Source organism: Streptomyces sp. NBC_00057 (assembly GCF_045041165.1).
GTDB lineage: Bacteria > Actinomycetota > Actinomycetes > Streptomycetales > Streptomycetaceae > Streptomyces.
The window spans coordinates 5,445,139-5,467,003 of record NZ_CP108256.1 but is presented as its reverse complement, the minus strand read 5'-3'; the positions used below and the strand labels follow the sequence as shown (position 1 = coordinate 5,467,003).

The following is a 21,865-nucleotide window of genomic DNA, read 5'->3' as shown; positions in this document are numbered from 1 at the left end:
CCGTAGCAGCGGAGTCGGCCGGCACCGGCCCGTACCGGTCAGTAGTCGAATGCGCGGGCGGTGTTGTCGGAGATGGCCGACGCCAGGGTGTCCTCGTCCACGCCCTTCACCTCCGCCATGGCACGCAGCGTGACCGGAATGAGGTAGGGCGCGTTAGGCCGTCCGCGGTACGGGGCAGGGGTCAGGAACGGTGCGTCCGTCTCGACCAGGACCAGTTCCATCGGCGCGACGGCCAGTGCGTCACGCAGCGGCTGGGCGTTCTTGAAGGTGACATTGCCCGCGAAGGACATGAAGTACCCGGCGTCCGCGCAGATCCGGGCCATGTCGGCGTCGCCGGAGTAGCAGTGGAACACGGTCCGCTCGGGGGCACCCGCGTCGGCGAGGATGCGCAGCACATCCGCGTGCGCCTCGCGATCGTGGATGACCAGCGCCTTGCCGTGCCGTTTGGCGATCTCGATGTGGGCCCGGAAGGACTCCTCCTGCGCGGCCATTCCCTCCGGGCCGGTACGGAAGCAGTCGAGCCCGGTCTCGCCGACACCTCGTACGTGGTCGAGTGCGGCCAGCGCGTCGATCTCCGCGAGGGCCTCGTGCAGCGCCGCCCGGCCGCCCGCCTCACGCGCCCCCTGCCGCGACCGGCCATCGGGGTCGCCGTGCACGATGCGCGGCGCCTCGTTGGGGTGGAGGGCCACCGCCGCGTGCACGTTCGCATGCGCGGCGGCGGTCTCGGCGGCCCAGCGCGAACCGGCCACGTCGCAGCCCACCTGGATCACGGTGGTCACATTGACCGCCGAGGCCCTGGCCAGGCCCTCCTCGACAGTTACGTCCTGCATGTCCAGGTGGGTGTGCGAATCGGCGACCGGTACCCGGAGGGGTTCGGGCAGCGGCGGGGCGTCCTTGGAGCTCATAGGGCGATCCTATGAGAGCCCGGTGTCACCGGGCCCGGACCTCACTTACGGCGCTGCCGCGCACGAAACCGCTGCACGATATGCCACTGGCGCGGGCGGTGCTCCGACGCGCTCTCCGAGGACGGTATGGGCCCGGCGGTGGCGCCGGTCGGGGTCGCGAAGTGCAGGCGTCGCAGGGTTTCCGCGATGGAGGAGACCTGCCCGGCGCGCATGATGCGGACTTTGTGCCCACTGCAGTTGAGGCAGGTGAGCCGGTTCAGCGGCGAGGGAACGAGCTGCCCCTGCACGCGGTACACAACGAAGGGCTGGCCGCGGCCGTCCGTGTGGTGCTCGATGTCGTAGACCTGTTCCCAGCCGTATCCACAACTCATGCAGGCGAAGGCATACGCCTCATGCACGGTTGCTGCGATCTCGCTCATGCCTGCTCCTCTTGTCCGCCGGACAAGCGCTCCGGAGAATGCGTCCCTGGTCCAGTGGACGCCGTTACCGGCGGGAGCGCATCAGGTCCTGTCGAGTGTTGGAGCGAATTTGGCCTTCTCGTGGCAGAAAGGCCCGGTGCGCGGCTCGCACTTTGCCTTTTACGATAGTCCCTTGCCCTCAGCCAGGCCGGTTCGCGCCGCATTCTTTGCCGCAACGACCGCATCGAAGACTTCGCGCTTGGGCAGCCCCGCATCTGCGGCAACAGCGGCAATGGCCTCCTTGCGCCGTTCCCCCGCCTCCTCGCGCACCTGCACCCTGCGTACCAGCTCCGCGGCGTCCAGTTCTTCGGGCCCGGAGTCGGCAGCGCCCTCGACGACCACGGTGATCTCGCCGCGAACCCCCTCGGCCGCCCAGACCGCCAGCTCGCCCAGCGGGCCGCGTTTCACTTCCTCGTACGTCTTGGTCAGCTCTCGGCACACGGCCGCCCGGCGGTCGGCGCCGAAGACCTCGGCCATCGCCGCGAGGGTGTCGTCGAGCCGGTGCGGGGCCTCGAAGAAGACCATGGTGCGGCGCTCGTCGGCGACCTCGCGCAGTCTGCCGAGACGTTCGCCCGCCTTTCGCGGAAGGAAGCCCTCGAAGCAGAAACGGTCGACGGGCAGCGCGGACAGGGCAAGAGCCGTGAGCACTGCGGACGGGCCGGGGACCGCGGTGACCTTGATGTCCTTCTCCACGGCTGCGGCCACGAGCCGGTAGCCGGGATCGGAGACGGACGGCATCCCGGCGTCCGTGACCAGCAGGACGCGGGCACCGCCGGTCAGTGCCTCGACGAGTTCGGGCGTACGGGCCGACTCATTGCCCTCGAAGTAGGACACGACCCGCCCCGTGGTGTGGATGCCGAGCGCCTGCGTGAGGCGGCGCAGCCGTCGGGTGTCCTCGGCGGCGACCACATCGGCCGTCTCCAGTTCGGCGGCGAGGCGTGGCGGGGCGTCCGCCACATCGCCGATGGGGGTTCCTGCGAGTACCAGCGTTCCAGTCGTTCCAGTCACATGAGTCATCCTCCCAGCACGGGCGACAGCGCTCGCACAGATGCGTTCCCTACGATGGCGCGGTGACGAGTACTGCGCCCGAAGCCCGGCAGGGCCAAGACGCCGGGGAACCGCACGGCGAAGAGCCGGCATCCTGGCAGCAGCGGCTGCGCCGCTTCGGCCATTCACCCCGGCCCGGAATCGGGCTGCGTGAACGGCTGGTTCCGCCGTACACCCGCCCCGGCGCCCAGTTGTGGGCGGTGCTCGGGATCTCTCCGCCCATGGCCGAGCGCCTGGTGCGGTGGTCCGCCTGGGGCGGTCCGCTGCTGGTGGCGCTGCTCGCCGGGGTGCTGCGGTTCTGGGACCTGGGCAGCCCGCACGCGCTGATATTCGACGAGACGTACTACGCCAAGGATGCCTGGGCGCTGATCAACCAGGGCTACGAGGGGGACTGGCCCAAGGACATCGACAAGCTGATCCTCGACGATCCGTCCAAGGTGAGTGTCCCGGTGGATCCGGGCTATGTGGTGCACCCGCCGGTCGGCAAGTGGATCATCGGGATCGGTGAGAAGATCTTCGGTTTCACGCCGTTCGGCTGGCGGTTCATGGTGGCGGTGCTCGGCACGCTGTCGGTGCTGATGCTGTGCCGGATCGGGCGGCGGATGTTCCGCTCGACGTTCCTGGGGTGTCTGGCCGGCACGCTGCTCGCCGTCGACGGTCTGCATTTCGTGATGAGCCGCGCCGCGCTGCTCGACATGGTGCTGATGTTCTTCGTACTGGCGGCTTTCGGCGCTCTGCTGATCGACCGCGACTGGGCGCGGCGCAGACTCGCCGCCGCGCTGCCGGTCGACGAGGAGGGGGTACTGCGCCCGGATGCCGGGGTCGCGGAAAATCTGCGGCTGGGCTGGCGCCCCTGGCGGCTCACCGCCGGCCTGATGCTGGGGCTGGCCTTCGCCACCAAGTGGAACGGCCTGTACATCCTGGCCGCCTTCGGTCTGATGACGGTGCTGTGGGACGTGGGCGCGCGACGGACCGCGGGTGCGGTTCGGCCGTACACGGCGGTGCTCAAACGGGATCTGCTGCCGGCGTTCGTCTCGACGGTCCCGGTCGCGATCCTCACCTATATCGCCTCCTGGACCGGCTGGATCGTCACCGACAAGGGCTACTACCGGAACTGGGCGGAAACCGACGGCAGCGGCGGCAACTGGACGTGGTTGCCGGACTGGCTGCGCAGCCTGTGGCATTACGAGTACCAGGTCTACGAATTCCATGTGGGTCTGACGTCCGGCCACACCTACGAGTCCAATCCCTGGAGCTGGATCGTGCTCGGCCGGCCCGTCTCGTACTTCTGGGAGGAGCAGCCGGGCTGCGCGGCGTCGGAAACCGGCAAGTGCTCCCGCGAGGTGCTGGCCATCGGGACACCGCTGCTGTGGTGGGCGGCGTGCTTCGCCCTGGTGTACGTGCTGTGGCGCTGGTTCTTCCGGCGCGACTGGCGGGCGGGGGCGATCGCCTGCGGTGTGGCGGCGGGCTGGCTGCCCTGGTTCTTCTACCAGGAGCGGACGATCTTCCTCTTCTACGCGGTCGTGTTCGTGCCGTTCCTGTGTCTGGCGGTCACGATGATGATCGGCGCGATGCTGGGTCCGGCGGCGGGGACCGGGGCCAAACGGGAACTCGACCTGGTGACCGGCGATCTGTCGGGGGAACGGCGGCGGACGCTGGGGGCGATCGCGGCGGGTGTGCTGGTGTTGCTGATCATCTGGAATTTCATCTATTTCTGGCCCATTTATACGGGAACACCCATTCCCGACGGGTCCTGGCGGGACCGAATGTGGCTGGATACCTGGATTTGACCGGCACACCTTGATTTGACCGGCATATTCACGCCGCACGTATCGCATTCCGATAACAACCGTCTCGGCTGTCACCATCGTCCCTTAGTGTGCCCAGCAGCATTCCCTTGAACGCGTTCAAGGGAACTCCTGGGGAGGGGGACTGCAAGGATGCGCAGTGGAGCGAAGGTTGCGATAGTCGGCGGAGTGTTCGCGGTCGTGGTCGGCGGGGTGGGCTACGGGGCGTACAACGTCCTGGACGACCTGAACGGCGGTGGCGGCGGCACGGACAGCAAGTCCACCTCGGCCGAAGTGAAGACGGGGCCGGTCACCAAGGCGGAGATCGACGACACGTCGAAGAAGTTCCTCAAGGCCTGGGCGAGCGGCGACGCGGCCGTCGCGTCCCAGCTCACCAACAACGCGGCCGAGGCCGAACCGGCCCTGACCGGCTACCGCGAGAGCGCCCATGTCACCGAGGCGGTGATCACTCCGGGCCCGGCGGTCGGCACGAAGGTGCCGTACACGGTGAAGGCGACCGTGTCGTTCGAGGGGAAGTCCAAGCCCTGGTCGTACTCCTCCGAACTGACCGTGGTGCGTGGCCTGACCACCGGCAGGCCGCTGGTCGACTGGGCCCCCACCGTGATCCACCCGGATCTCACGGCCGGTGCGTCGCTCAAGACGGGTGAGGCGTCGACGCCGTCGATCGAGGCGGTCGACCACAACAACAAGGTGCTCACCAAGGAGGACTATCCCTCCCTGGGGCCGATCCTGGACGCACTGCGCGAGAAGTACGGGGAGAAGGCCGGCGGCACCGCGGGCATCGAGACCTGGATCGAGAGCGCGGACGCGGGCGGCCCGGACAAGACTCTGCTGACGCTCACCAAGGGCAGGCCGGGCAGGCTGCAGACCACGCTGGACGCGAACGCCCAGGCGGCGGCCGAGGTGGCCGTGAAGAAGTTCAGCCAGGCCTCGGTGGTCGCGGTCCGGCCGTCCACGGGCGCGATCCGCGCGGTCGCCAACAATCCGGCCACCGGGTTCAACGCGGCGATGCAGGGCAAGCAGGCGCCCGGTTCGACGATGAAGATCGTGACGGCGGCGATGCTGATCGAGAAGGGCCTCGCCTCGGCCAACCAGAAGATCGAGTGCCCGCCCACCGCGATGTACCAGAGCGTCACCTTCCAGAACCTGGAAGGCTTCTCCATTCCCGACGGCACCCTGACGACCAGCTTCGCCCGGTCCTGCAACACCGCCTTCATCAAGCTGATCGACGACACGAAGGACGACGCGGCGCTCACCAAGGAGGCCCGCGACGTCTTCGGAATCGGCCTGGACTGGCAGACCGGCGTCGTGTCCTTCGACGGCAGCGTGCCCGAGGCCACGGGAGGCGAGGCGGCCGCCCAGTACATCGGTCAGGGCACGGTCCAGATGAACGCCCTCAACATGGCATCCATCACCGCCACCGCGAAGAACGGCACCTTCCGCCAGCCGATCCTCGTGGACCGGGACCTCGACGGCCGACAACTCGCCACCGCCTCCCGGTCGCTGTCCCCGTCCGTCTCCCAGCAGCTCACCAACATGATGCGCCAGACCGCGAGTTGGGGCACCGGAAAGGCCGCGATGGCCTCGGTCGGAGGCGACAAGGGCGCCAAGACGGGCTCGGCGGAGGTGGACGGCCAGGCCACGTCCAACAGCTGGTTCACCGGCTTCAGCAACGACCTGGCCGCAGCGGCGGTCGTCCAGTCCGGCGGCCACGGCGGGGACGCGGCAGGACCGGTGGTGGCGGCGGTGCTGCGCGCGGGGTCGTGACGCCCCACTCGCCGAGGCCGTCGGCCCGCCCGGTCTCGGCGAGTGCCTCGGCCCCGGCCCGCTCGGGCCTGCTTCATGCAAAAGTGCCCTCCTGCTCGGACTGCAAAGGCCTTGGGTAAGACAGGCCTCATCGTCCCGGTTCAGAAGGCACTCTTGCTTTCCCGATCAGCATCGAGGCATTGGCCACCGCGAGCTACAGCCCTAGAACGGGAGGGGGAAGGGGAAGGGGAGGGGGGGGAGGGGAAGGGGGAGGGGGATCTGCGGGATCGGGATCTGCGGGATCGGGATCTGCGGGATCGGGATCTGCGGGATCGGGATCTGCGGAACCGGGACCTCCGGAACGGGGACCTGCGGAACCGGGACCTGCGGAACCGGGACCTGCGGAACCGGAACCTGCGGAACCGGGACCTCCGGAACGGGGACCTGCGGAACCGGAACCTGCGGAGCCGGGGGCGTCTGCGGGGTCTGCGGGTTCTGAGGTGTCTGCGGCGTCTGAGGTGTCTGAGGTGTCTGCGGGGTCTGGGGCGTCTGCGGGGTCTGCGGCGTCTGCGGGGTCTGCGGCGTCTGCGGCGTCTGCGGCGTCTGCGGCGTCTGCGGGGTCTGCGGCGTCTGCGGGGTCTGCGGCGTCTGAAGAACCCGCGACGTCTGAGAAACCCGCGGCGTGAGCACCGTCACTGAACGAATCGGTGCCGATGCCCTACACGTCGTGTTGAACCCCGCCCGATAACCGCTCTCGAACGCCACCAGCTGCCCCCGAGGGAGGTCGAACCTGCAGTTCCTGCCGTCGATCAGGCCCAGGCCGTAGCCATTGCTGTAACCGGGATCGCCCGGTCCCACTGCAGGGGCCGTTACCGCCGTATGGGCTGGGGACGGGGCGGCGAAGGCTTCCCCGGCAAGAGCCGATGGGAGTGCTAGAGCGGCCAGAACCACTGGACTGATCCGGATGACGTATCGCTTGCCACGCATGGCATTCTCCGTTCCGTCTTCGGAATGAAAGACACGCGCCGTCGATGAACGATGAACGATGAGCGGTATTCATTTTCCACACTTCAGCGCGGCGCTGCCTTTTTCAGCAGCGTCACACACGCCAGATGCGCGCAGCAAGAAAGCCGCTATCCTAGGAGTGGGGATCGTAGGGTAATGAATATCCGTAACTGTCCGCCCAGCAAAGGGGACAACGGATGAGTCACGACCAACGGCGAGCAGAGCTCGCGGACTTCCTCAGGACACGACGGCTGGCCCTTCAACCGGAAGCGGTCGGCCTGACATCTCGGGCGTCACATCGGCGCACCCCCGGCCTGCGGCGGGAAGACGTCGCAGACCTCGCGAGCATCAGCGTCTCCTGGTACTCCTCCCTCGAGCAGGCCCGGAACATCCGGGTGTCCGACCACGTTCTGACCTCGCTGGCAGAGGCGCTGCGCCTCAGCGCCGAAGAGCGTGACTACTTCTTCGCCCTGGCGAGCGAGGGCGACGCGCGTTCCAGCGCCGACGTTCCCACGGACGGTGTACCCCCGACGCTCCAGCGCATCCTGGACAGCCAGCAACCTCATCCGGCATTCGTCCTCGGCCCCCGTTTCGACATTCTCGCCTGGAACCGGGCCACCACCGATGTCTACGGAGATCCGACCGCCATTCCTCCCGAGCATCGCCACCTGGTGTGGCTTTTCTTCGGAGGCTATCTGCGCGATCTGATCCTGAACTGGGAGCCGAGTGCGCGCTCCCTGCTGGCCGAATTCCGCGCGGCCACTGGAATGTACGTCCACGAACCGTGGTTCATCACTCTGGTCGGCGAACTGAGCCGGAACAGCAGGGAATTCTGCCGATGGTGGCAACAGCACGAGGTCGAACGACACCACGTCACCGCGCGAGAAGTGAAACACCCCCGGGTCGGCCGGTTGGTATTGGAGGAGACGGCACTCGTTGTCGACGACCGCTCGGGGCGGCGGATCGTTGTCGAGATTCCGCGACCCGGTACCGAGACCGAGAGCAGGCTGGCAGCGCTCTCCTGGCGTCCCCGCGGGGTACAAGGTGCACCGCGGCAGGCGCATCCGACGCCGCCTCCAGCGGATCGACGGGACAGTCACTGACCCGGGGCCGTCCGGCACGTCCGTACGCAGTGGCATGCCGGCCATCGGGCTCATTCCTGCGCGATCGCCCTGCGGAAGCCTGCGTTCACCGCGGTCAGCCCGCCGTCCACGCGCAGCGTCGTCCCCGTGATCCAGGCCGCGTCCCGCGAGGCGAGGAAGGCGACGGCGGACGCGATGTCGTCGGGCTCGCCGACCCGGCCGAGCGGGTAGAGGCCGCTCAGCCGGGACAGTTCCGCGTCGCGGCCCGCCCAGGCGTCGGTGCGGATCGTGCCGGGTGCGACCAGGTTGACGCGTACGCCGCGCGGTCCCGCATGGCCCGCGAGGGTACGGGTCAGGCTGCCCAGACCGGCCTTGGCCGCGCTGTAGGCATGGTTACCGAAGTCCTGTTCGCCGTTGACCGAGCCGATGTTGACGATCGCGCCCCGGCCGGAGGCCACCAGGTGCGGGAGGGCGGCGCGGGCGCAGCGGTAGGGGCCGGTGAGTGTGATGTCCAGGTCGCGCTGCCAGACCTCGTCGGGCTCGTCCTCGAAGAGTGGGGCGTCGCCGGTACAGGCGTACGCGTTGTTCACCAGTACATCGAGGGAGCCGAAGGCGGCGACGGCGTGGGCCACCGCGGCCTCGACCACGGCCCGGTCGCCCACGTCGCAGGGCAGCGACTCGGCCGTCGCACCCGTCTCGCGTATCTCCGCGGCGGTGTGTCCGGCGCGGTCGCCGTCCAGGTCGGTGACCAGGACGCGCGCACCCTCCGAGGCCAGTCGACGGGCCGTGGCCGCACCGATGCCCCGGCCCGCTCCGGTGATGAGTACGCCGTAACCGTCGAACCGTGAACCAGCAGAGCGAGGAGGAGTCATAGCGCCGACCGTACTGCCCTGACCAAGGCCTGCGCACGGGGATCGGCGGTGACTCCCTTCTGCAGACCGTTCGTCACATAGCCCAGCGCGATACCGGATTCGGGGTCGGCGAATCCGAGCGAGCCGCCCCGGCCGGGGTGGCCGAACGAGCCGGGGGCCAGCAGCGGGGCCGCCGGGCCGTGCAGCATGTAGCCGAGGCCGAAGCGGGTGCTGACGACCAGGACCCGGTCCGGGCCCGCCGACTCCTCGGTGCGGGCGAGGGTGAGCGTGGCCGGGGCGAACAGTCGGTGGCCGTCGACCGGGCCGATCATCGCGGCGTAGCAGCGGGCCAGCGCGCGGGCGGTGGCGATGCCGTTGGAGGCGGGGAGTTCGGCCACCCGGTAGGCGGGGTCGTTCTCGTCGGGGAGGGGGTCGATGGCCCCGAAGGCGCGGCGGGTGAGGGACTCCGGGTCGCGGTACGCCTCGACGACGGACCGCTTGGGGCGCATCCTCAGGGCGCCGCCGTTGCCCGCGTCGGCCGGGGGGTCGACGGGCCCGATCCGGCCCACCCGGTGCGCCTCGTCCGCCGGGAGGCCGAACCAGAAGTCCAGGCCGAGCGGGCGGGCGATCTCCTCGGCGACCCAGCGGCCGACGGTGCGGCCGGTGACCCGGCGCACCAGTTCACCTATGAGCCAGCTGTAGGTCTGGGCGTGGTAGCCGTGGTCGGTGCCGGGTTCCCACTGAGGGCGCTGGGCCGCGACGGCCTGTGGCCCGGAGATCTCGTCGGCCGCCTCGGAGGGGGTCAGCGGGCAGTCGAGGGCGGGGATGCCGGCCCGGTGGGCGAGGAGGTGGCGGACAAGCACACGCTCCTTGCCGGCCGCCTTGAACTCCGGCCAGTACGTGCCGACCGGGGCGTCGAGGTCGACCTGGCCGCGCTGATGCAGCATCAGCGGTACGGCGGCGGCGATGCCCTTGCCCGCCGAGCGGACGATCTGCACGGTGTCGACGGCCCACGGTTCCACGCCGTCGACGTCTCTCGTACCGGCCCACAGATCGACGACCTTGCGGCCGTCCCGGTAGACCGCGACGGCCGCACCGCGTTCGCCGCGCTGCTCGAAGTTACGGACGAAAGCATCCCGGACCGGTTCGAATCCGGCCGCCACCGTGCCCCGTACGTCCACGCCTGCTCCTGCGCTCCCGCTCATCCCCCCATGGTGCATCCCGTCGCAGGTCGGACGCGGGGCGGGTCACCCCATGTTCACAGTCACGGAACGCGGGTCGAAGCCGAAGGGCAGCTCCAGACGGTGGGCGCGCATCAACTCCCCGTCGCAGAGCAGATCCTGGGTACGGTCATCGGCGGCGATGACGCCCTCGCTCAGGACGACCGCGCGCGGGCAGAGCTCCAGGGCGTACGGCAGGTCGTGCGTGACCATGAGCACGGTGACGTCCAGGGACCGCAGGATGTCGGCGAGCTCGCGCCGCGAGGCCGGGTCCAGGTTGGAGGACGGCTCGTCCAGCACCAGGATCTCCGGCCGCATGGCGAGGACGGTGGCGACGGCGACGCGGCGGCGCTGGCCGAAGGAAAGGTGGTGCGGCGGCCGGTTCGCGTACTCCTCCATGCCGACCTGCCGCAGGGCTTCGGTGACGCGTTCCTCCAGTTCGGCGCCGCGCAGCCCGGAGGCGGCGGGACCGAAGGCGACGTCCTCGCGGACGGTGGGCATGAAGAGCTGGTCGTCGGGGTCCTGGAAGACGATGCCGACGCGGCGGCGGATCTCGGCGAGGTTGCGCTTCTCGACCGGGAGACCGGCGACCCGGACGGTGCCCGCGCCGGCGTCGAGGATGCCGTTGAGGTGGAGGACGAGGGTGGTCTTACCGGCTCCGTTCGGGCCGAGCAGGGCGACGCGTTCGCCTCGGGCGACCGTCAGGTCCACCCCGAAGAGCGCCTGGTGGCCGTCGGGGTAGGCGTAGGCGAGGCCACTGACTTCCAGGGACGGCGCGGGGGCGGTGGGCATGCTCATACGGTCCATCCCAGCAGACAGATGATGAGGGCGAGTACGGGGAGTGCCGAGGCGTGCGCCCACTGGGTCCTGGAGGCCGTCACCTCGTCGATGACCGGCATGGAACCGGCGTAGCCGCGGCTGACCATCGCGAGGTGGACGCGTTCGCCGCGCTCGTACGACCTGATGAAGAGCGCGCCCGCCGATTTGGCCAGGACACCCCACTGACGTACCCCGCGCGCCTCGAAACCGCGGGAGCGGCGGGCGATCGACATCCGGCGCATCTCGTCGGTGATCACATCGCCGTACCGGATCATGAAGGAGGCGATCTGGACGAGCAGCGGCGGCAGCTTGAGCCGCTGGAGGCCGAGCAGCAGCGAGCGCAGTTCGGTGGTGGAGGCGAGGAGCACGGACGCGGCGACGCCGAGGGTGCCCTTGGCAAGGACGTTCCAGGCGCCCCAGAGGCCGGGGACACTGACGGAGAGGCCGAGGACGTGGGTCTGCTCGCCGGGCACCACGAGCGGCATGAGCAGCGCGAACGCGACGAACGGCACCTCGATGAGCAACCGCTTGAGCAGGAAGCCTGCGGGAATGCGGGCCAGGGCGGTGACGGCGCCGATCAGTGCCGCGTACAGCGCGAACGCCCACACCGCCTCGCGCGGCGTCGAGACGACGACCACGACGAAGCAGAAGGCGGCGGCGAGCTTGCAGTGCGGCGGCAGGTCGTGGACGGGCGAGTGCCCGTGCCGATAGAGCCTGTGCGCATGTCCGGCGCCCATGTCAGACGGTCTCCTCGGTGCGTGGGGTGCCGACGGGCGCGTCCGGCGTGCGGCGGCGGCGGACCACGTAGAAGACTCCGCTGCCGACCACGATCGTGGCACCGACACCGATCACTCCGGCGAGGCCGCCCGAGATCCGGGCGTCGGAGACGTCCTTGACGCCGTAGTCGGCGAGCGGGGAGTCCTTGGCGGCGTGCTCCTCGGTCTTCTTGTCGATGCCCTGGTCGGCGGCGACCTTCTCCAGGCCGTCGGGGTCTGCGGAGGCGTAGAAGGAGACGAAGCCCGCCAGGACGAGGGCGGTGACCAGGCCGGTGGCCCAGATTCCCCGGGTGGAGCGGGCGGCGACGGGGGCGACGGACTGCCGGGCGGGGGCGTCGACGAGCTCGCCGTCGACCCGGAGCTTGAGCGGGGCGGTGAGTCCGCGGGCGCCGTGGACCAGATCGGGACGTACGGCGACGACGGCGCCGACGGTCAGAGCGGTGATCACGGCTTCGCCGATACCGATCAGTGCGTGGACCCCGACCATGGCGGTGAAGACCTGGCCGATCGGTATGTCGGTGGTGCCGCCGATCCAGTAGATGAACGTGAACGCACAGGCCGCAGCCGGTACGGAGACCAGAGCGGCGACGAAGGACGCGGCCGTCATGGAGCGACGGGTGCGCGGCAGCACACGGACCAGCCCGCGGAAGAGGGCGTACGCGACAACGGTGGTCGTGATGCCCATGTCGAGCACGTTCACGCCGAGCGCGGTGAGGCCGCCGTCGGCGAAGAGGATGCCCTGCATGAGCAGTACGACGGAGATGCAGAGCACCCCCGTGTAGGGCCCGACCAGGATCGCGGCGAGCGCACCGCCCAGCAGATGCCCGCTGGTGCCCGCCGCGACCGGGAAGTTCAGCATCTGTACGGCGAAGATGAACGCGGCGACCAGGCCGGCGAGCGGAGCGGTGCGTTCATCGAGTTCGCGGCGGGCGCCCCGCAGGCTGACGGCGACGGCACCCGCGGCGACGACTCCAGCGGCGGCGGAGACGGGTGCGTCGATGAATCCGTCGGGTACATGCATGGGGAGGCTCCGCTTCCTGCGATCCTGCGTTGCCGCGGACGGTGTCGTGAACCGTTCGATGATAGGGCCTTGTTGCAAACACATCGCAAGAGCGGGAATGTCACAGCTGGCCGCTCGCCGTGCCCATATCTGAAAATATGCGACATTGGATGACGAAGCAGAATGCACAGGAGGAGTCGGCCCATGCCCCCCGTGATCCATGAGCAGGCCGAGGCCTGGCTCGTCAATGACACCCCTGACCTGCCGGCGGTGCCGGTCGACCTGCTGTACGACGCCGACGACGACCCGCGTACCGTCCATGTCGCCTTCCCCGGCGGCATCGACTGGGCGTTCGGCCGCGACCTGCTCGAACGCGGACTGCGCTCCCCCGCCGAGCGCGGCGGCATCCGGGTGTGGCCGTGCGGACGGACGCAGGTGGTCGTGGAGCTCCGCTCGAAGGAAGGCGTGGAGGTGGTTCAGTTCGACAACGCGCCACTGATCCGTTTTCTGCACCGCACACACGACGAGAACCCCGCCGGTCCCGCACCCATGACACACACGCACGCATGACACCACACGCACGACAGAAGCCCCCGTGCCGCTCGCACGGGGGCTTCTGTCATGGCCCCGGCCCCCGTCCCCACAGGTAACCGGCGCATCCTGGGCCGCGCTCCGCTCAGACGCGGACCCCGGAGGCTCTACGGCCCGGCCGTGCGGCTCGGACTCGGGCAGGGCCCGGCTCAGACGCGGGTCAGCTCACGCTCACCCCCGGCGTCACCGCCGTGTCCGTCGCGGCCGGTACCGCCCTCGGGCGTCTCGCCGAGCTCCTTGCGCAGCCCCTCACCCTCCACGTCCACGTTCGGCAGGAGGCGGTCCAGCCGGCGCGGCAGCCACCAGGCACGCTTGCCGAGCAGGGCGAGAACCGCGGGCACGATCGCCATCCGGACGACGAACGCGTCGAAGAGGACGGCGATGGCGAGCCCGAAGCCGATCATCTTGATCATCTGCTCGCTGGAGCCGATGAAGCCGGCGAAGACCGCCATCATGATCACGGCCGCGGCCGTGACGACCCGGGCGCCGTGGTTGAAGCCGGTGACGATCGCCTGGCCGGGCTTCTCGCCGTGGACGTACGCCTCCCGCATCCGGGTCACGAGGAAGACCTCGTAGTCCATGGCGAGGCCGAAGACCACACCCACCAAGAAGATCGGCATCATGGACATGATCGGGCCGGGCTGTTCCACACCGAAGAGCGAGCCGAGCCAGCCCCACTGGAAGACCGCGACGACCGCGCCCAGGGCCGCGACGACCGAGAGCAGGAAGCCGAGGGCCGCCTTCAGCGGCACCAGCACCGACCGGAAGACCACCATCAGCAGCAGGAAGGCCAGGCCGACGACGAGCGCCAGGTAGGGCAGCAGTGCGTCGTTCATCTTCTGCGAGAAGTCGATGTTCATCGCCGTGGCGCCGGTGACCAGGACCTCGGCGCCGGTGTCGGACTTGATGTCCTTGCCCGTGTCACGGATCGCGTGGACCACGTTCTCGGTCTCGGTGGAGCTCGGCCGGTCCTTCGGGACGACGGTGATCATCGCGGTGTCGCCGGCCTTGTTGAACTGGGCCGGGGTGACGGCGACGACGCCCGGGATGCCCGCGATCTCGTCGGAGACCTGCTTGACCGCGGTCTTGCCGTCGGAGCTGTCCGCGGTGTCGACGACAACCATCAGCGGCCCGTTGAAGCCGGGGCCGAAGCCTTCGGAGAGCAGGTCGTAGGCGCGCCGCTGGGTGGTGCTGGTGGGCTGGGAGCCGTCGTCGGGCAGGCCCATCTCCAGGGATGCGGCGGGTACGGCGATCGCACCGAGGCCGATGACTCCGGCCAGCAGCACCCACACCGGCCTGCGCAGCACGAACCGCGCCCAGCGGGTGCCCATGTTCGGCTTCGCCTCGGGCCGGTCGGAAGCGTCGGCGGCCTTGCGGACCTTGCGTCCCATGACGCGCTTTCCCGCGAAGCCCATCAAGGCCGGGACCAGGGTGAGCGCGATGAGGACGGCGATCACGACCGTGCCGGCCGCGGCGAAGCCCATCTTCGACAGCATCGGGATGTTCACGACGGCGAGGCCGCCCAGCGCGATGACGACCGTGAGACCGGCGAAGACAACCGCGGAACCGGCCGTGCCGACGGCCCGTCCGGCCGCTTCCTCGCACTCCCGACCCTCGGCCAGCTCGGCGCGGTAGCGGGAGACGATGAACAGCGCGTAGTCGATGCCGACCGCGAGGCCGATCATCATCGCGAGAATGGCGGTGGTGGAGTCCAGGTCGAGTACGTTCGCCAGTGCCGTGATCGTCGAGACCCCGATCCCGACCCCGATCAGGGCGGTGAGCAGCGGCAGTCCGGCGGCGATGAGCGAGCCGAAGGTGATGACCAGCACCACCGCGGCGATCGCGACACCGATGATCTCGGTGACCCCGATCTCCGGAATCACCAGGAGCGCGTCACCGCCGATCTCCACGGTCATCCCGCTCTTCTGCGCCGTGTGGCCCACATCCTTCAGGGCGTCCCGGGTCGCATCGGTCAGCTCCATCGTGTTGACCTTGTAGGACACGGAGATGTACGCCGTGGAGCCGTCCCTGCTGACGGCGTCGACGGTGTACGGGTCGGTGACCGAGGCGATCTGGTCCGAGCCGGACTTCAGCTCGCCGGCGATCTTGTTCACCTCGGCCTTGTTCGCCGGGTCCGTCATCTTCTGGCCGTCGGGGGCCTTGAAGACGACCCGTGCGGTCGCGCCGTCGGCGCTGCTGCCGGGGAAGCGCTGTTCCAGCAGGTCGAAGGCCTTCTGCGCCTCCGTACCCGGGATCGAGAAGGAGCTGGAGGCGGCGGTGGACGCGGAGGCCGCGCCGATTCCGGCGAGTGCCAGCAGTGCCACCCAGATCAGGGCGACGTAGCGGCGGCGCCGGAAGGCGAGCCGTCCGAGCTTGTAGAGGAATGTGGCCACGGAGGCGTACTCCCGGTCAGGTCGTGTGAGTGGAAAAGGGCGTGAGGAACCGGCCCGACGACGAGAGCGGCGTGTCAGGTGGGGCTTGGGGAGGGGCGGCGCGAAGGGGACGGGAGGGGTCAGACTCCGAGTGCGGGGAGAATCACGGAGTCGACGTAGTCGGCGAGGAACGCCTGGTCGACGGGGCGGCCCTCGACCAGCTGCCGAGCGGTGAAGGCACCGATCAGCATGTGCGATACATATTTCAGCGCCGGATGGTCCGGACGCAGTTCACCCCGGTCCACGGCTCGGCGCAGCAGTGTGTCGAGGCCGGTCATCTCCGGCTCGATCAGCAGTTCGCGCAGGGCCTGGAGCAGATCGGGATTGTCGTGGGCGGCATGGCTCAGGCCCCGCATCAGCGCGGAGTCCTTCTCCATCTGGCAGTCGTCGGAACGGCTCAGTGCGGCGTGGAAGTCGCCGCGCAGCGATCCGGTGTCGATCTCTGCGAGGGACACCGGCTTGTCGTGCCGCAGGGCCATGACGACCAGCTCGGGCTTGCTCCCCCACTGGCGGTAGAGGGTGGCCTTGCTGGAACGGGTGCGGGCGGCGACGGCGTCCATGGTCAGGGCGTCGTAGCCGACCTCGCGGAGCAGGTCGAGCACGGCGCCGTACAGCTCGCTCTCGCGCTCGGGCGTGAGCCGGGTGCGCGCCATGTGTCGACCTCCTGTTCGCGCTTCCGTTCGCGACTCCCGTACAGAGTCAATCGAACGAAACTGTTTCGTACACATCGACGCTACTCCGCCCGCCCAGCGAAACGAAATCGTTTCGCTTGTGTTCCGCACCACAAGTTGCCGGGGCTCTCCAGCGCGGAAAGCATTGGAGGGTGAGTGACGACGTCGCGTATCTCCGTTTCCCGCACCTCCACGAGGATCTGCTCTGCTTCGCGGCCGAGGACGACCTCTGGGTCGCTCCCCTCGCGGCCGAGGGGCAGCGGCCCGGCCGCGCGTGGCGGGTGACCGTCGACCGGACCAGAGTCGGCCACCCGCGGTTCTCCCCCGACGGGAGCCGTATCGCGTACACGACCTGGCGCAGCCTCGACCCCGAGATCCATCTCGCGCCGGTCGAAGGCGGCCCGGCGCGCCGGCTCACCTACTGGGGGTCGACGGACGCCCGGGTCTGCGGCTGGACCCCCGATCCGGGCGACGCCGCCCAGATCCTCGCCGTGTCCTCGCACAACCAGCCGTTCTCGTACGTCTCCTGGGCCTACGGCCTCCCCACGGACGGAAGCCCCGGCGGCAAGCTGCCCTGGGGGCCGGTCTCCGACATCGCGGTCTCCGACATCGACGGCGAGCGGCGCACCCTGCTGCTCACCGGCAAACCACCGCACGAACCGGCCTCCTGGAAGCGGTACCGGGGCGGCGCGATGGGGCGGCTGTGGCTGCACGGCGAACGGCTGCTCCCGGACATCGGCGGCCACCTCGACTCGCCCATGTTCGTCGGCGGCCGGATCGCGTTCCTCTCCGACCACGAGGGCGTCGGCAATCTGTACTCCTGCCTGCCCGACGGCAGCGATCTGCGCCGCCACACGGATCACGACGCCTTCTACGCCCGGCACGCGTCCAGCGACGGCAGCCGGGTCGTCTACCAGTGCGCGGGCGATGTGTGGCTGGTGGACGACCTGGAGTCACCGGACGCGGTGCCACGGAAGCTGGAGGTACGGCTCGGCGGTCCGCGTGCCGGACGGCGTACGTACCAGGTGCCGGCCGCCAGCAATGTCGACTCGCTGTCCGTGGACGAGACGGGCCGGGCCAGCGCCGTGTCCGTACGCGGCAGCCTGTACTGGCTCACCCACCGCGACGGCCCCGCCCGGACGATCTCCGGCACCCCGGGGGTCCGGGTCCGGCTGCCCGAGATGCTCGGCAGCGGCGGCCAGGTCGCCTACGTCACGGACGCGGACGGCGAGGACGCGATCGAGATCGCCTACCTGCCGCGCGCCAGCGGCGACCGCGAACCGCGCCGGCTGGCCTCCGGACAGGTCGGCAGGGTCCAGGAGCTGATCGCCGACCCGGACGGCGAGCGCCTGGCGATCGCCACGAACGACGGGCGGCTGCTGCTCCTGGACACGGACGAGGAGGAATCCACCGGCGAACCCACCGAACTGATCCGCTCCGTCAACGGCCCGGTCCGGGACATGGCGTTCTCGCCGGACGGCGCCTGGCTGACCTGGTCGCACCCCGGGATCGGCCGTTCGCTGCGCCAGATCAAACTGGCGCGCATCCTGGGGTCCGGCGCTCCGGTGATCGTCGATGTCACCAACGGCCGCTTCGAGGACGAGAATCCCGTCTTCACGGGCGACGGACGCTACCTCGCCTTCCTCTCCTGGCGCGGTTTCGACCCGGTGTACGACGTCCACACCGGGGACCTTTCCTTCCCGCTGGGCTGCCGCCCGTATCTGGTGCCGCTCTCCTCGGCCACGCCCTCCCCGTTCGCCCTGTCGCCGGAGGGCCGCCCGGCGGCGGGCGGTCTCGACCCGGCCGACGACGTCGTCGTCGAGGCCGGTACGGGCGAGGGGCCGTCCACGGTCACGGTCGAGTTCGAGGGCCTGGAGAACCGGGTGACACCGTTCCCGGTCTCCGCGTCGAAGTACTCGGCCCTTCATCCGGTCAGTGGTGGCGGCCTCGTCTGGCTGCGCTGGCCGATCTCGGGCGCGCTCGGCGAGACGTTCGCCAACCCGGCGGACATGTCGGGCCGCCCCACGCTCGAACACTTCAACATCTCCAAGGCCAGGAAGACCGAACTCGTCGGCCATCTGGACCGGTTCGCGGTCAGCGGCGACGCGACGCGGCTGGTCGTCATGGACGAGGGCGAGCTGCGCGCCGTCCCCGCCACCGAGACCGGCGACAGCGACTCGACGGTCTACATCGACCTGCGCCGCATCCTGCACGAGGTCGACCCGGGGGCCGAGTGGCGGCAGGCGTACGGGGAGGGCGGCCGCATCATCCGCTCGCACTTCTGGGAACCGGACATGTGCGGCATCGACTGGGACGGCGTGCTCGACCAGTACCGCCCGCTGGTCGAACGGGTCGCCTCCCCCGACGAGTTCGCCGATCTGATGCGCGAGGTCCTGGGCGAACTGGGCACCTCGCACGCGTACGTGGCCCCGGCCCGGCGCAACGAGGGCCCGCCGCACTACCAGCGGGCGATCGGGATGCTCGGCGCGAACCTGGTGTGCCGGGACGGCGACTGGACGATCCGGCGCATCCTGCCCGGCGACTCCTCCGACTCCAAGGCCCGTTCCCCGCTGGCCGGTACGGGCATCCGGGAGGGCGCGGCCCTCACCCATGTCGACGGCCGCCCGGTCGACCCGGTGACGGGCCCGTACCCCCTCCTCTCCGCAGCAGGCGGCACTACGGTAGAACTCACCTTTCGCCCGTCCGACAGCGAGGGCCACTCCCGCCGGGTCGCGGTTGTCCCCCTGGTCGACGAACGGCCTCTGCGCTACCAGGACTGGGTGGCCAAACGCCGTGAAGTCGTACGGGAGTTGAGCGGCGGCAAGTGCGGGTATCTGCACATCCCCGACATGGGCGGCTCGGGCTGGGCCCAGTTCAACCGGGACCTGCGCATGGAGGTCTCCCGCCCGGCCCTGATCGTCGACGTACGCGGCAACGCGGGCGGCCACATCAGCGAGTTGGTGGTCGAGCAGCTCACCCGCACGATCCTCGGCTGGGACCTGACCCGCAACGCCCAGCCGGTCAGTTACGCCTCCAACGCCCCCCGGGGCCCGGTGGTCGCCCTGGCCGACGAGGCGACGTCCTCCGACGGCGACATGATCACCGCCGTGTTCCGCCTGCTGAAACTGGGCCCGGTGGTGGGCCAGCGGACATGGGGCGGCGTGGTCGGCATGACCGGCCGGCACCGACTGGGCGACGGCACGGTGATCACGGTGCCGATGAACGCGGCCTGGTTCGACACATACGGCTGGACGGTCGAGAACTACGGCGTCGAACCGGACCTGGAGGCCCTGCGCACCCCGCTCGACTGGGCCGAGGGCCGGTACGCGGTACTGGACGACGCGGTGCGGGTGGCGCTGGACCTCCTGGAAGCGCACCCGGCGGCAACCCCTCCGACCTACGAGTCGGTCCCGGACCGGCGGCGTCCGCCCTTGCCACCACGGTAGAAGGACCACCGCGGCGGCACACCGCACACCGCTGCTCAGCGCGTCGGGTCGACTCCGGCGTCGGCCCCGCCATCGACGATCCGGCACTCGTGATGCAGTACCGCAAGACATACGATCGGCTGAGGGCCGCCGCATTGCCGCCGGAGGTGTCCCTCGCCCTGATCGAAAAGGCGGCTGAGGAGTACCGGCATGGCCAGCATCGACCTTGACCTCAGCATGGCGACCCGGCGCAAGAGCAGCTACAGCAACGGCAGTGGCGGCGACTGCCTCGAAGTCGCGGACGGCCACCCCGGCATCGTCCCCGTCCGCGACTCCAAGCGCCCCGAAGGCCCGGCGCTCGTCATCCCCGCGTCCGCCCGGACACCGTTCGTCGAGGCCGTCAAGGCGTCCTGACCGCCGCGCCGTTCGCCGCCGGGTCTGTGGGCGTCCCACCACGCGAGGGAACGGATCGCGGGCGGGCGGCGGATCGCCTTCGCGTACTTCCTCGCCCCACCACCACCGGCCGGCTCGTCGCCCGGCCGTGAACCTCTCTCGGCAGGAGCAACGACGTGCACCAGCTCACGTACGACGACATCAAGGCCGCCACCGACCGGATCGCCGGACACGTCCGCCCGGTCACCGTCGCCCCCGTCGACCAGGGAACGATCCGCACGGCACACCGCGGTCCCCTCGGCGCCCGGTCCGAGGAGCCCTGCGAGGTCTGGTTCGCGCTGGAGTTCATGCAGCACACCGGCTCCTTCAAGGCGCGCGGCGCGCAGAACTTCATCCAGGCCCACCGCGAGGCCGGCACCCTGCCGGGCGCGGGGGTGACCATCGCCTCCGGCGGCAACGCCGGGCTGGCCTGCGCGTGGGCCGCCCAGCAGCAGGGCGTGCGCGCCACGGTGTTCCTGCCGACCGTCGCCCCGGCGGTGAAGGTGGCCAAGCTGCGCGACTTCGGGGCGGACGTGCGGGTGGTCGGCGCGGAGTACGCCGAAGCCCTCGAAGCGTGCGAGGAGTTCGCCGCCTCGTCCGGCGCGCTCGCCGCGCACGCCTACGATCACCCGCTGATCGCCGCCGGGGCCGGCACCTTGCTGGAGGAGATCCACGCCCGGATCCCCGGTCTGGACACCGTGGTGGTCTCGGTCGGCGGCGGCGGCCTGTTCGCCGGTGTCGCCACCGCCGCCCAGCACCACGGAATCCGCACGGTCGCCGTCGAGCCGGAGAACTGCCGGGCGCTGAACGCCGCCATCGAGGCCGGTCACCCGGTCGACGTTCCCGTCGACTCGGTCGCCATCGACGCCCTCGGCGCCCGCCGCGCCACCGCGCTGGCCCTGGACGCCGCCCGCCGGGACGACGTCCGCTCCGTCCTGGTACCGGACGGCGAAATCGTCCGCGCCCGCCAGGAGTTGTGGGACCACCGCCGCGTCGCCGTCGAGCACGCCGCCGCCACCGCACTGGCCGCGCTCACCGCCCCGGACCTCCCGACCGGGCCGACAGCGCCGAGCCTCGGCTACCGGCCGGGCAGCGGCGAGCGAGTCGCCGTCGTGCTGTGCGGGGCGAACACCGACCCGAGCGATCTGGTGCACCCGGCCGGGAGCTGACCTCCGGTCGCCGGACAGGCTACAGACAGCTGAGCCGAAGCGCGGCAGCCGACACGGCGTCAGGTCTGCCCGCACAGGGGAATGGCCGGCCGGGTAGCTGCTCGCGTGACGGCCAGCCGCGGATGCCGGAGCGGCATGGCGCCACGCGCAAGGGGCGCACCCGGTCACCCGGGCACGCCCCTCACGGACAACGCGCAGAGTCGCGAAACGCGTCAGCGGTCGTACTCGTCGCGGACGTCTTGCGTCGTCTGCTGGGCCTTGTTACGGCCCTGCTGCGACGTCTTCGAGGCCCGCTCGGACGCGCCCTGCGTCCGCTCCCGGCTCTCGTTCCGACCCTCGCTCTGCTTGCTCTTCGCCTGGTCGGCGAGCTCCTGCGCCTTGTCCTTGAACTGGTCTGCGATACCCATGCTGTTCACTCCTAGTGGGTG

At 70.1% G+C, this 21,865-nt stretch carries 18 protein-coding genes and 1 pseudogene; 8 read left to right on the top strand and 11 right to left on the bottom strand.

Annotated features, from left to right (window positions below; genetic code table 11):
* Positions 1 to 38 precede the first annotated feature (38 nt).
* The 3 genes from OG953_RS25770 to rsmI form a co-directional block, all read right to left on the bottom strand.
* Positions 39 to 905, bottom strand: a complete 867-nt coding sequence (locus tag OG953_RS25770) for a TatD family hydrolase (protein ID WP_405687193.1) — start codon at positions 903 to 905, stop codon at positions 39 to 41.
* A 41-nt stretch (positions 906 to 946) separates the two neighbouring features.
* Entirely contained in the window at positions 947 to 1,324 is a 378-nt protein-coding gene (locus tag OG953_RS25765) for a hypothetical protein (RefSeq protein ID WP_405687191.1), read from the bottom strand.
* 159 nt (positions 1,325 to 1,483) lie between these two features.
* Positions 1,484 to 2,380, bottom strand: a complete 897-nt coding sequence (gene rsmI, locus OG953_RS25760) for a 16S rRNA (cytidine(1402)-2'-O)-methyltransferase (protein ID WP_405687190.1) — start codon at positions 2,378 to 2,380, stop codon at positions 1,484 to 1,486.
* A 53-nt stretch (positions 2,381 to 2,433) separates the two neighbouring features.
* On the opposite strand from rsmI, the gene OG953_RS25755 reads away from it, so the two are divergent.
* The 3 genes from OG953_RS25755 (at position 2,434) to OG953_RS25745 (ending at position 8,072) form a co-directional block, all read left to right on the top strand.
* Positions 2,434 to 4,200, top strand: coding sequence for a dolichyl-phosphate-mannose--protein mannosyltransferase (locus tag OG953_RS25755; RefSeq protein WP_405687189.1), 1,767 nt, complete (start codon positions 2,434 to 2,436; stop codon positions 4,198 to 4,200).
* A gap of 150 nt (positions 4,201 to 4,350) precedes the next feature.
* Positions 4,351 to 5,985 carry a penicillin-binding transpeptidase domain-containing protein gene (locus tag OG953_RS25750; protein ID WP_405687187.1) on the top strand — a complete coding sequence of 545 codons (1,635 nt, stop codon included), beginning with the start codon at positions 4,351 to 4,353 and terminating at the stop codon, positions 5,983 to 5,985.
* Between the two features lie 1,181 nt (positions 5,986 to 7,166).
* Complete coding sequence (locus tag OG953_RS25745; RefSeq protein ID WP_405687184.1) at positions 7,167 to 8,072, top strand: helix-turn-helix transcriptional regulator; 906 nt, start codon at positions 7,167 to 7,169, stop codon at positions 8,070 to 8,072.
* 50 nt (positions 8,073 to 8,122) lie between these two features.
* On the opposite strand, the gene OG953_RS25740 is transcribed toward OG953_RS25745, so the two are convergent.
* From OG953_RS25740 to OG953_RS25720, 5 genes are all read right to left on the bottom strand, one after another.
* On the bottom strand, positions 8,123 to 8,923 hold the full coding sequence (locus OG953_RS25740; RefSeq protein WP_405687182.1) for an SDR family NAD(P)-dependent oxidoreductase: 801 nt from the start codon (positions 8,921 to 8,923) through the stop codon (positions 8,123 to 8,125).
* Positions 8,920 to 10,083: a serine hydrolase domain-containing protein gene (locus OG953_RS25735; RefSeq protein WP_405692060.1), complete on the bottom strand. Its 1,164-nt coding sequence runs from the start codon at positions 10,081 to 10,083 to the stop codon at positions 8,920 to 8,922. Before OG953_RS25735 ends, OG953_RS25740 begins: the two co-directional genes overlap by 4 nt.
* Before the next feature lie 66 nt (positions 10,084 to 10,149).
* Positions 10,150 to 10,920, bottom strand: a complete 771-nt coding sequence (locus OG953_RS25730; RefSeq protein ID WP_405687180.1) for an energy-coupling factor ABC transporter ATP-binding protein — start codon at positions 10,918 to 10,920, stop codon at positions 10,150 to 10,152.
* Positions 10,917 to 11,678, bottom strand: a complete 762-nt coding sequence (gene cbiQ / locus OG953_RS25725; RefSeq protein WP_405687178.1) for a cobalt ECF transporter T component CbiQ — start codon at positions 11,676 to 11,678, stop codon at positions 10,917 to 10,919. Before cbiQ ends, OG953_RS25730 begins: the two co-directional genes overlap by 4 nt.
* A gap of 1 nt (position 11,679) precedes the next feature.
* Positions 11,680 to 12,738: an energy-coupling factor ABC transporter permease gene (locus tag OG953_RS25720; RefSeq protein WP_405687176.1), complete on the bottom strand. Its 1,059-nt coding sequence runs from the start codon at positions 12,736 to 12,738 to the stop codon at positions 11,680 to 11,682.
* Positions 12,739 to 12,921: 183 nt separating this feature from the next.
* Between OG953_RS25720 and OG953_RS25715 the strand changes: the two genes are divergently transcribed.
* Positions 12,922 to 13,287 carry an SsgA family sporulation/cell division regulator gene (locus OG953_RS25715; protein ID WP_405687175.1) on the top strand — a complete coding sequence of 122 codons (366 nt, stop codon included), beginning with the start codon at positions 12,922 to 12,924 and terminating at the stop codon, positions 13,285 to 13,287.
* A gap of 170 nt (positions 13,288 to 13,457) precedes the next feature.
* On the opposite strand, the gene OG953_RS25710 is transcribed toward OG953_RS25715, so the two are convergent.
* Entirely contained in the window at positions 13,458 to 15,701 is a 2,244-nt protein-coding gene (locus OG953_RS25710) for an MMPL family transporter (protein WP_405687174.1), read from the bottom strand.
* A gap of 119 nt (positions 15,702 to 15,820) precedes the next feature.
* Positions 15,821 to 16,393, bottom strand: a complete 573-nt coding sequence (locus OG953_RS25705) for a TetR/AcrR family transcriptional regulator (protein WP_405687172.1) — start codon at positions 16,391 to 16,393, stop codon at positions 15,821 to 15,823.
* A 170-nt stretch (positions 16,394 to 16,563) separates the two neighbouring features.
* Between OG953_RS25705 and OG953_RS25700 the strand changes: the two genes are divergently transcribed.
* From OG953_RS25700 to OG953_RS25685, 4 genes and pseudogenes are all read left to right on the top strand, one after another.
* On the top strand, positions 16,564 to 19,857 hold the full coding sequence (locus OG953_RS25700; protein ID WP_405687171.1) for a S41 family peptidase: 3,294 nt from the start codon (positions 16,564 to 16,566) through the stop codon (positions 19,855 to 19,857).
* 62 nt (positions 19,858 to 19,919) lie between these two features.
* Positions 19,920 to 20,066, top strand: a pseudogene (locus OG953_RS25695) (XRE family transcriptional regulator); the annotation flags it as partial.
* Positions 20,047 to 20,250 carry a DUF397 domain-containing protein gene (locus OG953_RS25690; RefSeq protein WP_405687170.1) on the top strand — a complete coding sequence of 68 codons (204 nt, stop codon included), beginning with the start codon at positions 20,047 to 20,049 and terminating at the stop codon, positions 20,248 to 20,250. The pseudogene OG953_RS25695 and the gene OG953_RS25690, both read left to right, overlap by 20 nt.
* Positions 20,251 to 20,405: 155 nt before the next feature.
* Entirely contained in the window at positions 20,406 to 21,437 is a 1,032-nt protein-coding gene (locus tag OG953_RS25685) for a threonine/serine dehydratase (RefSeq protein ID WP_405687169.1), read from the top strand.
* A gap of 212 nt (positions 21,438 to 21,649) precedes the next feature.
* Here OG953_RS25685 and OG953_RS25680 read toward each other — a convergent pair whose 3' ends face one another.
* Positions 21,650 to 21,844, bottom strand: coding sequence for a hypothetical protein (locus tag OG953_RS25680; RefSeq protein ID WP_405687167.1), 195 nt, complete (start codon positions 21,842 to 21,844; stop codon positions 21,650 to 21,652).
* Between the last annotated feature and the right edge of the window lie 21 nt (positions 21,845 to 21,865).

Bases quoted from the DNA above. Each gene is read 5' to 3' on its own strand.
- OG953_RS25770 (WP_405687193.1), bottom strand. From the start codon at position 905: ATGAGCTCCAAGGACGCCCCGCCGCTGCCCGAACCCCTCCGGGTACCG.
- OG953_RS25765 (WP_405687191.1), bottom strand. From the start codon at position 1,324: ATGAGCGAGATCGCAGCAACCGTGCATGAGGCGTATGCCTTCGCCTGC.
- rsmI (WP_405687190.1), bottom strand. From the start codon at position 2,380: ATGACTCATGTGACTGGAACGACTGGAACGCTGGTACTCGCAGGAACC.
- OG953_RS25750 (WP_405687187.1), top strand. From the start codon at position 4,351: ATGCGCAGTGGAGCGAAGGTTGCGATAGTCGGCGGAGTGTTCGCGGTC.
- OG953_RS25745 (WP_405687184.1), top strand. From the start codon at position 7,167: ATGAGTCACGACCAACGGCGAGCAGAGCTCGCGGACTTCCTCAGGACA.
- OG953_RS25740 (WP_405687182.1), bottom strand. From the start codon at position 8,923: ATGACTCCTCCTCGCTCTGCTGGTTCACGGTTCGACGGTTACGGCGTA.
- OG953_RS25730 (WP_405687180.1), bottom strand. From the start codon at position 10,920: ATGAGCATGCCCACCGCCCCCGCGCCGTCCCTGGAAGTCAGTGGCCTC.
- cbiQ (WP_405687178.1), bottom strand. From the start codon at position 11,678: ATGGGCGCCGGACATGCGCACAGGCTCTATCGGCACGGGCACTCGCCC.
- OG953_RS25720 (WP_405687176.1), bottom strand. From the start codon at position 12,738: ATGCATGTACCCGACGGATTCATCGACGCACCCGTCTCCGCCGCCGCT.
- OG953_RS25715 (WP_405687175.1), top strand. From the start codon at position 12,922: ATGCCCCCCGTGATCCATGAGCAGGCCGAGGCCTGGCTCGTCAATGAC.
- OG953_RS25705 (WP_405687172.1), bottom strand. From the start codon at position 16,393: ATGGCGCGCACCCGGCTCACGCCCGAGCGCGAGAGCGAGCTGTACGGC.
- OG953_RS25690 (WP_405687170.1), top strand. From the start codon at position 20,047: ATGGCCAGCATCGACCTTGACCTCAGCATGGCGACCCGGCGCAAGAGC.
- OG953_RS25680 (WP_405687167.1), bottom strand. From the start codon at position 21,844: ATGGGTATCGCAGACCAGTTCAAGGACAAGGCGCAGGAGCTCGCCGAC.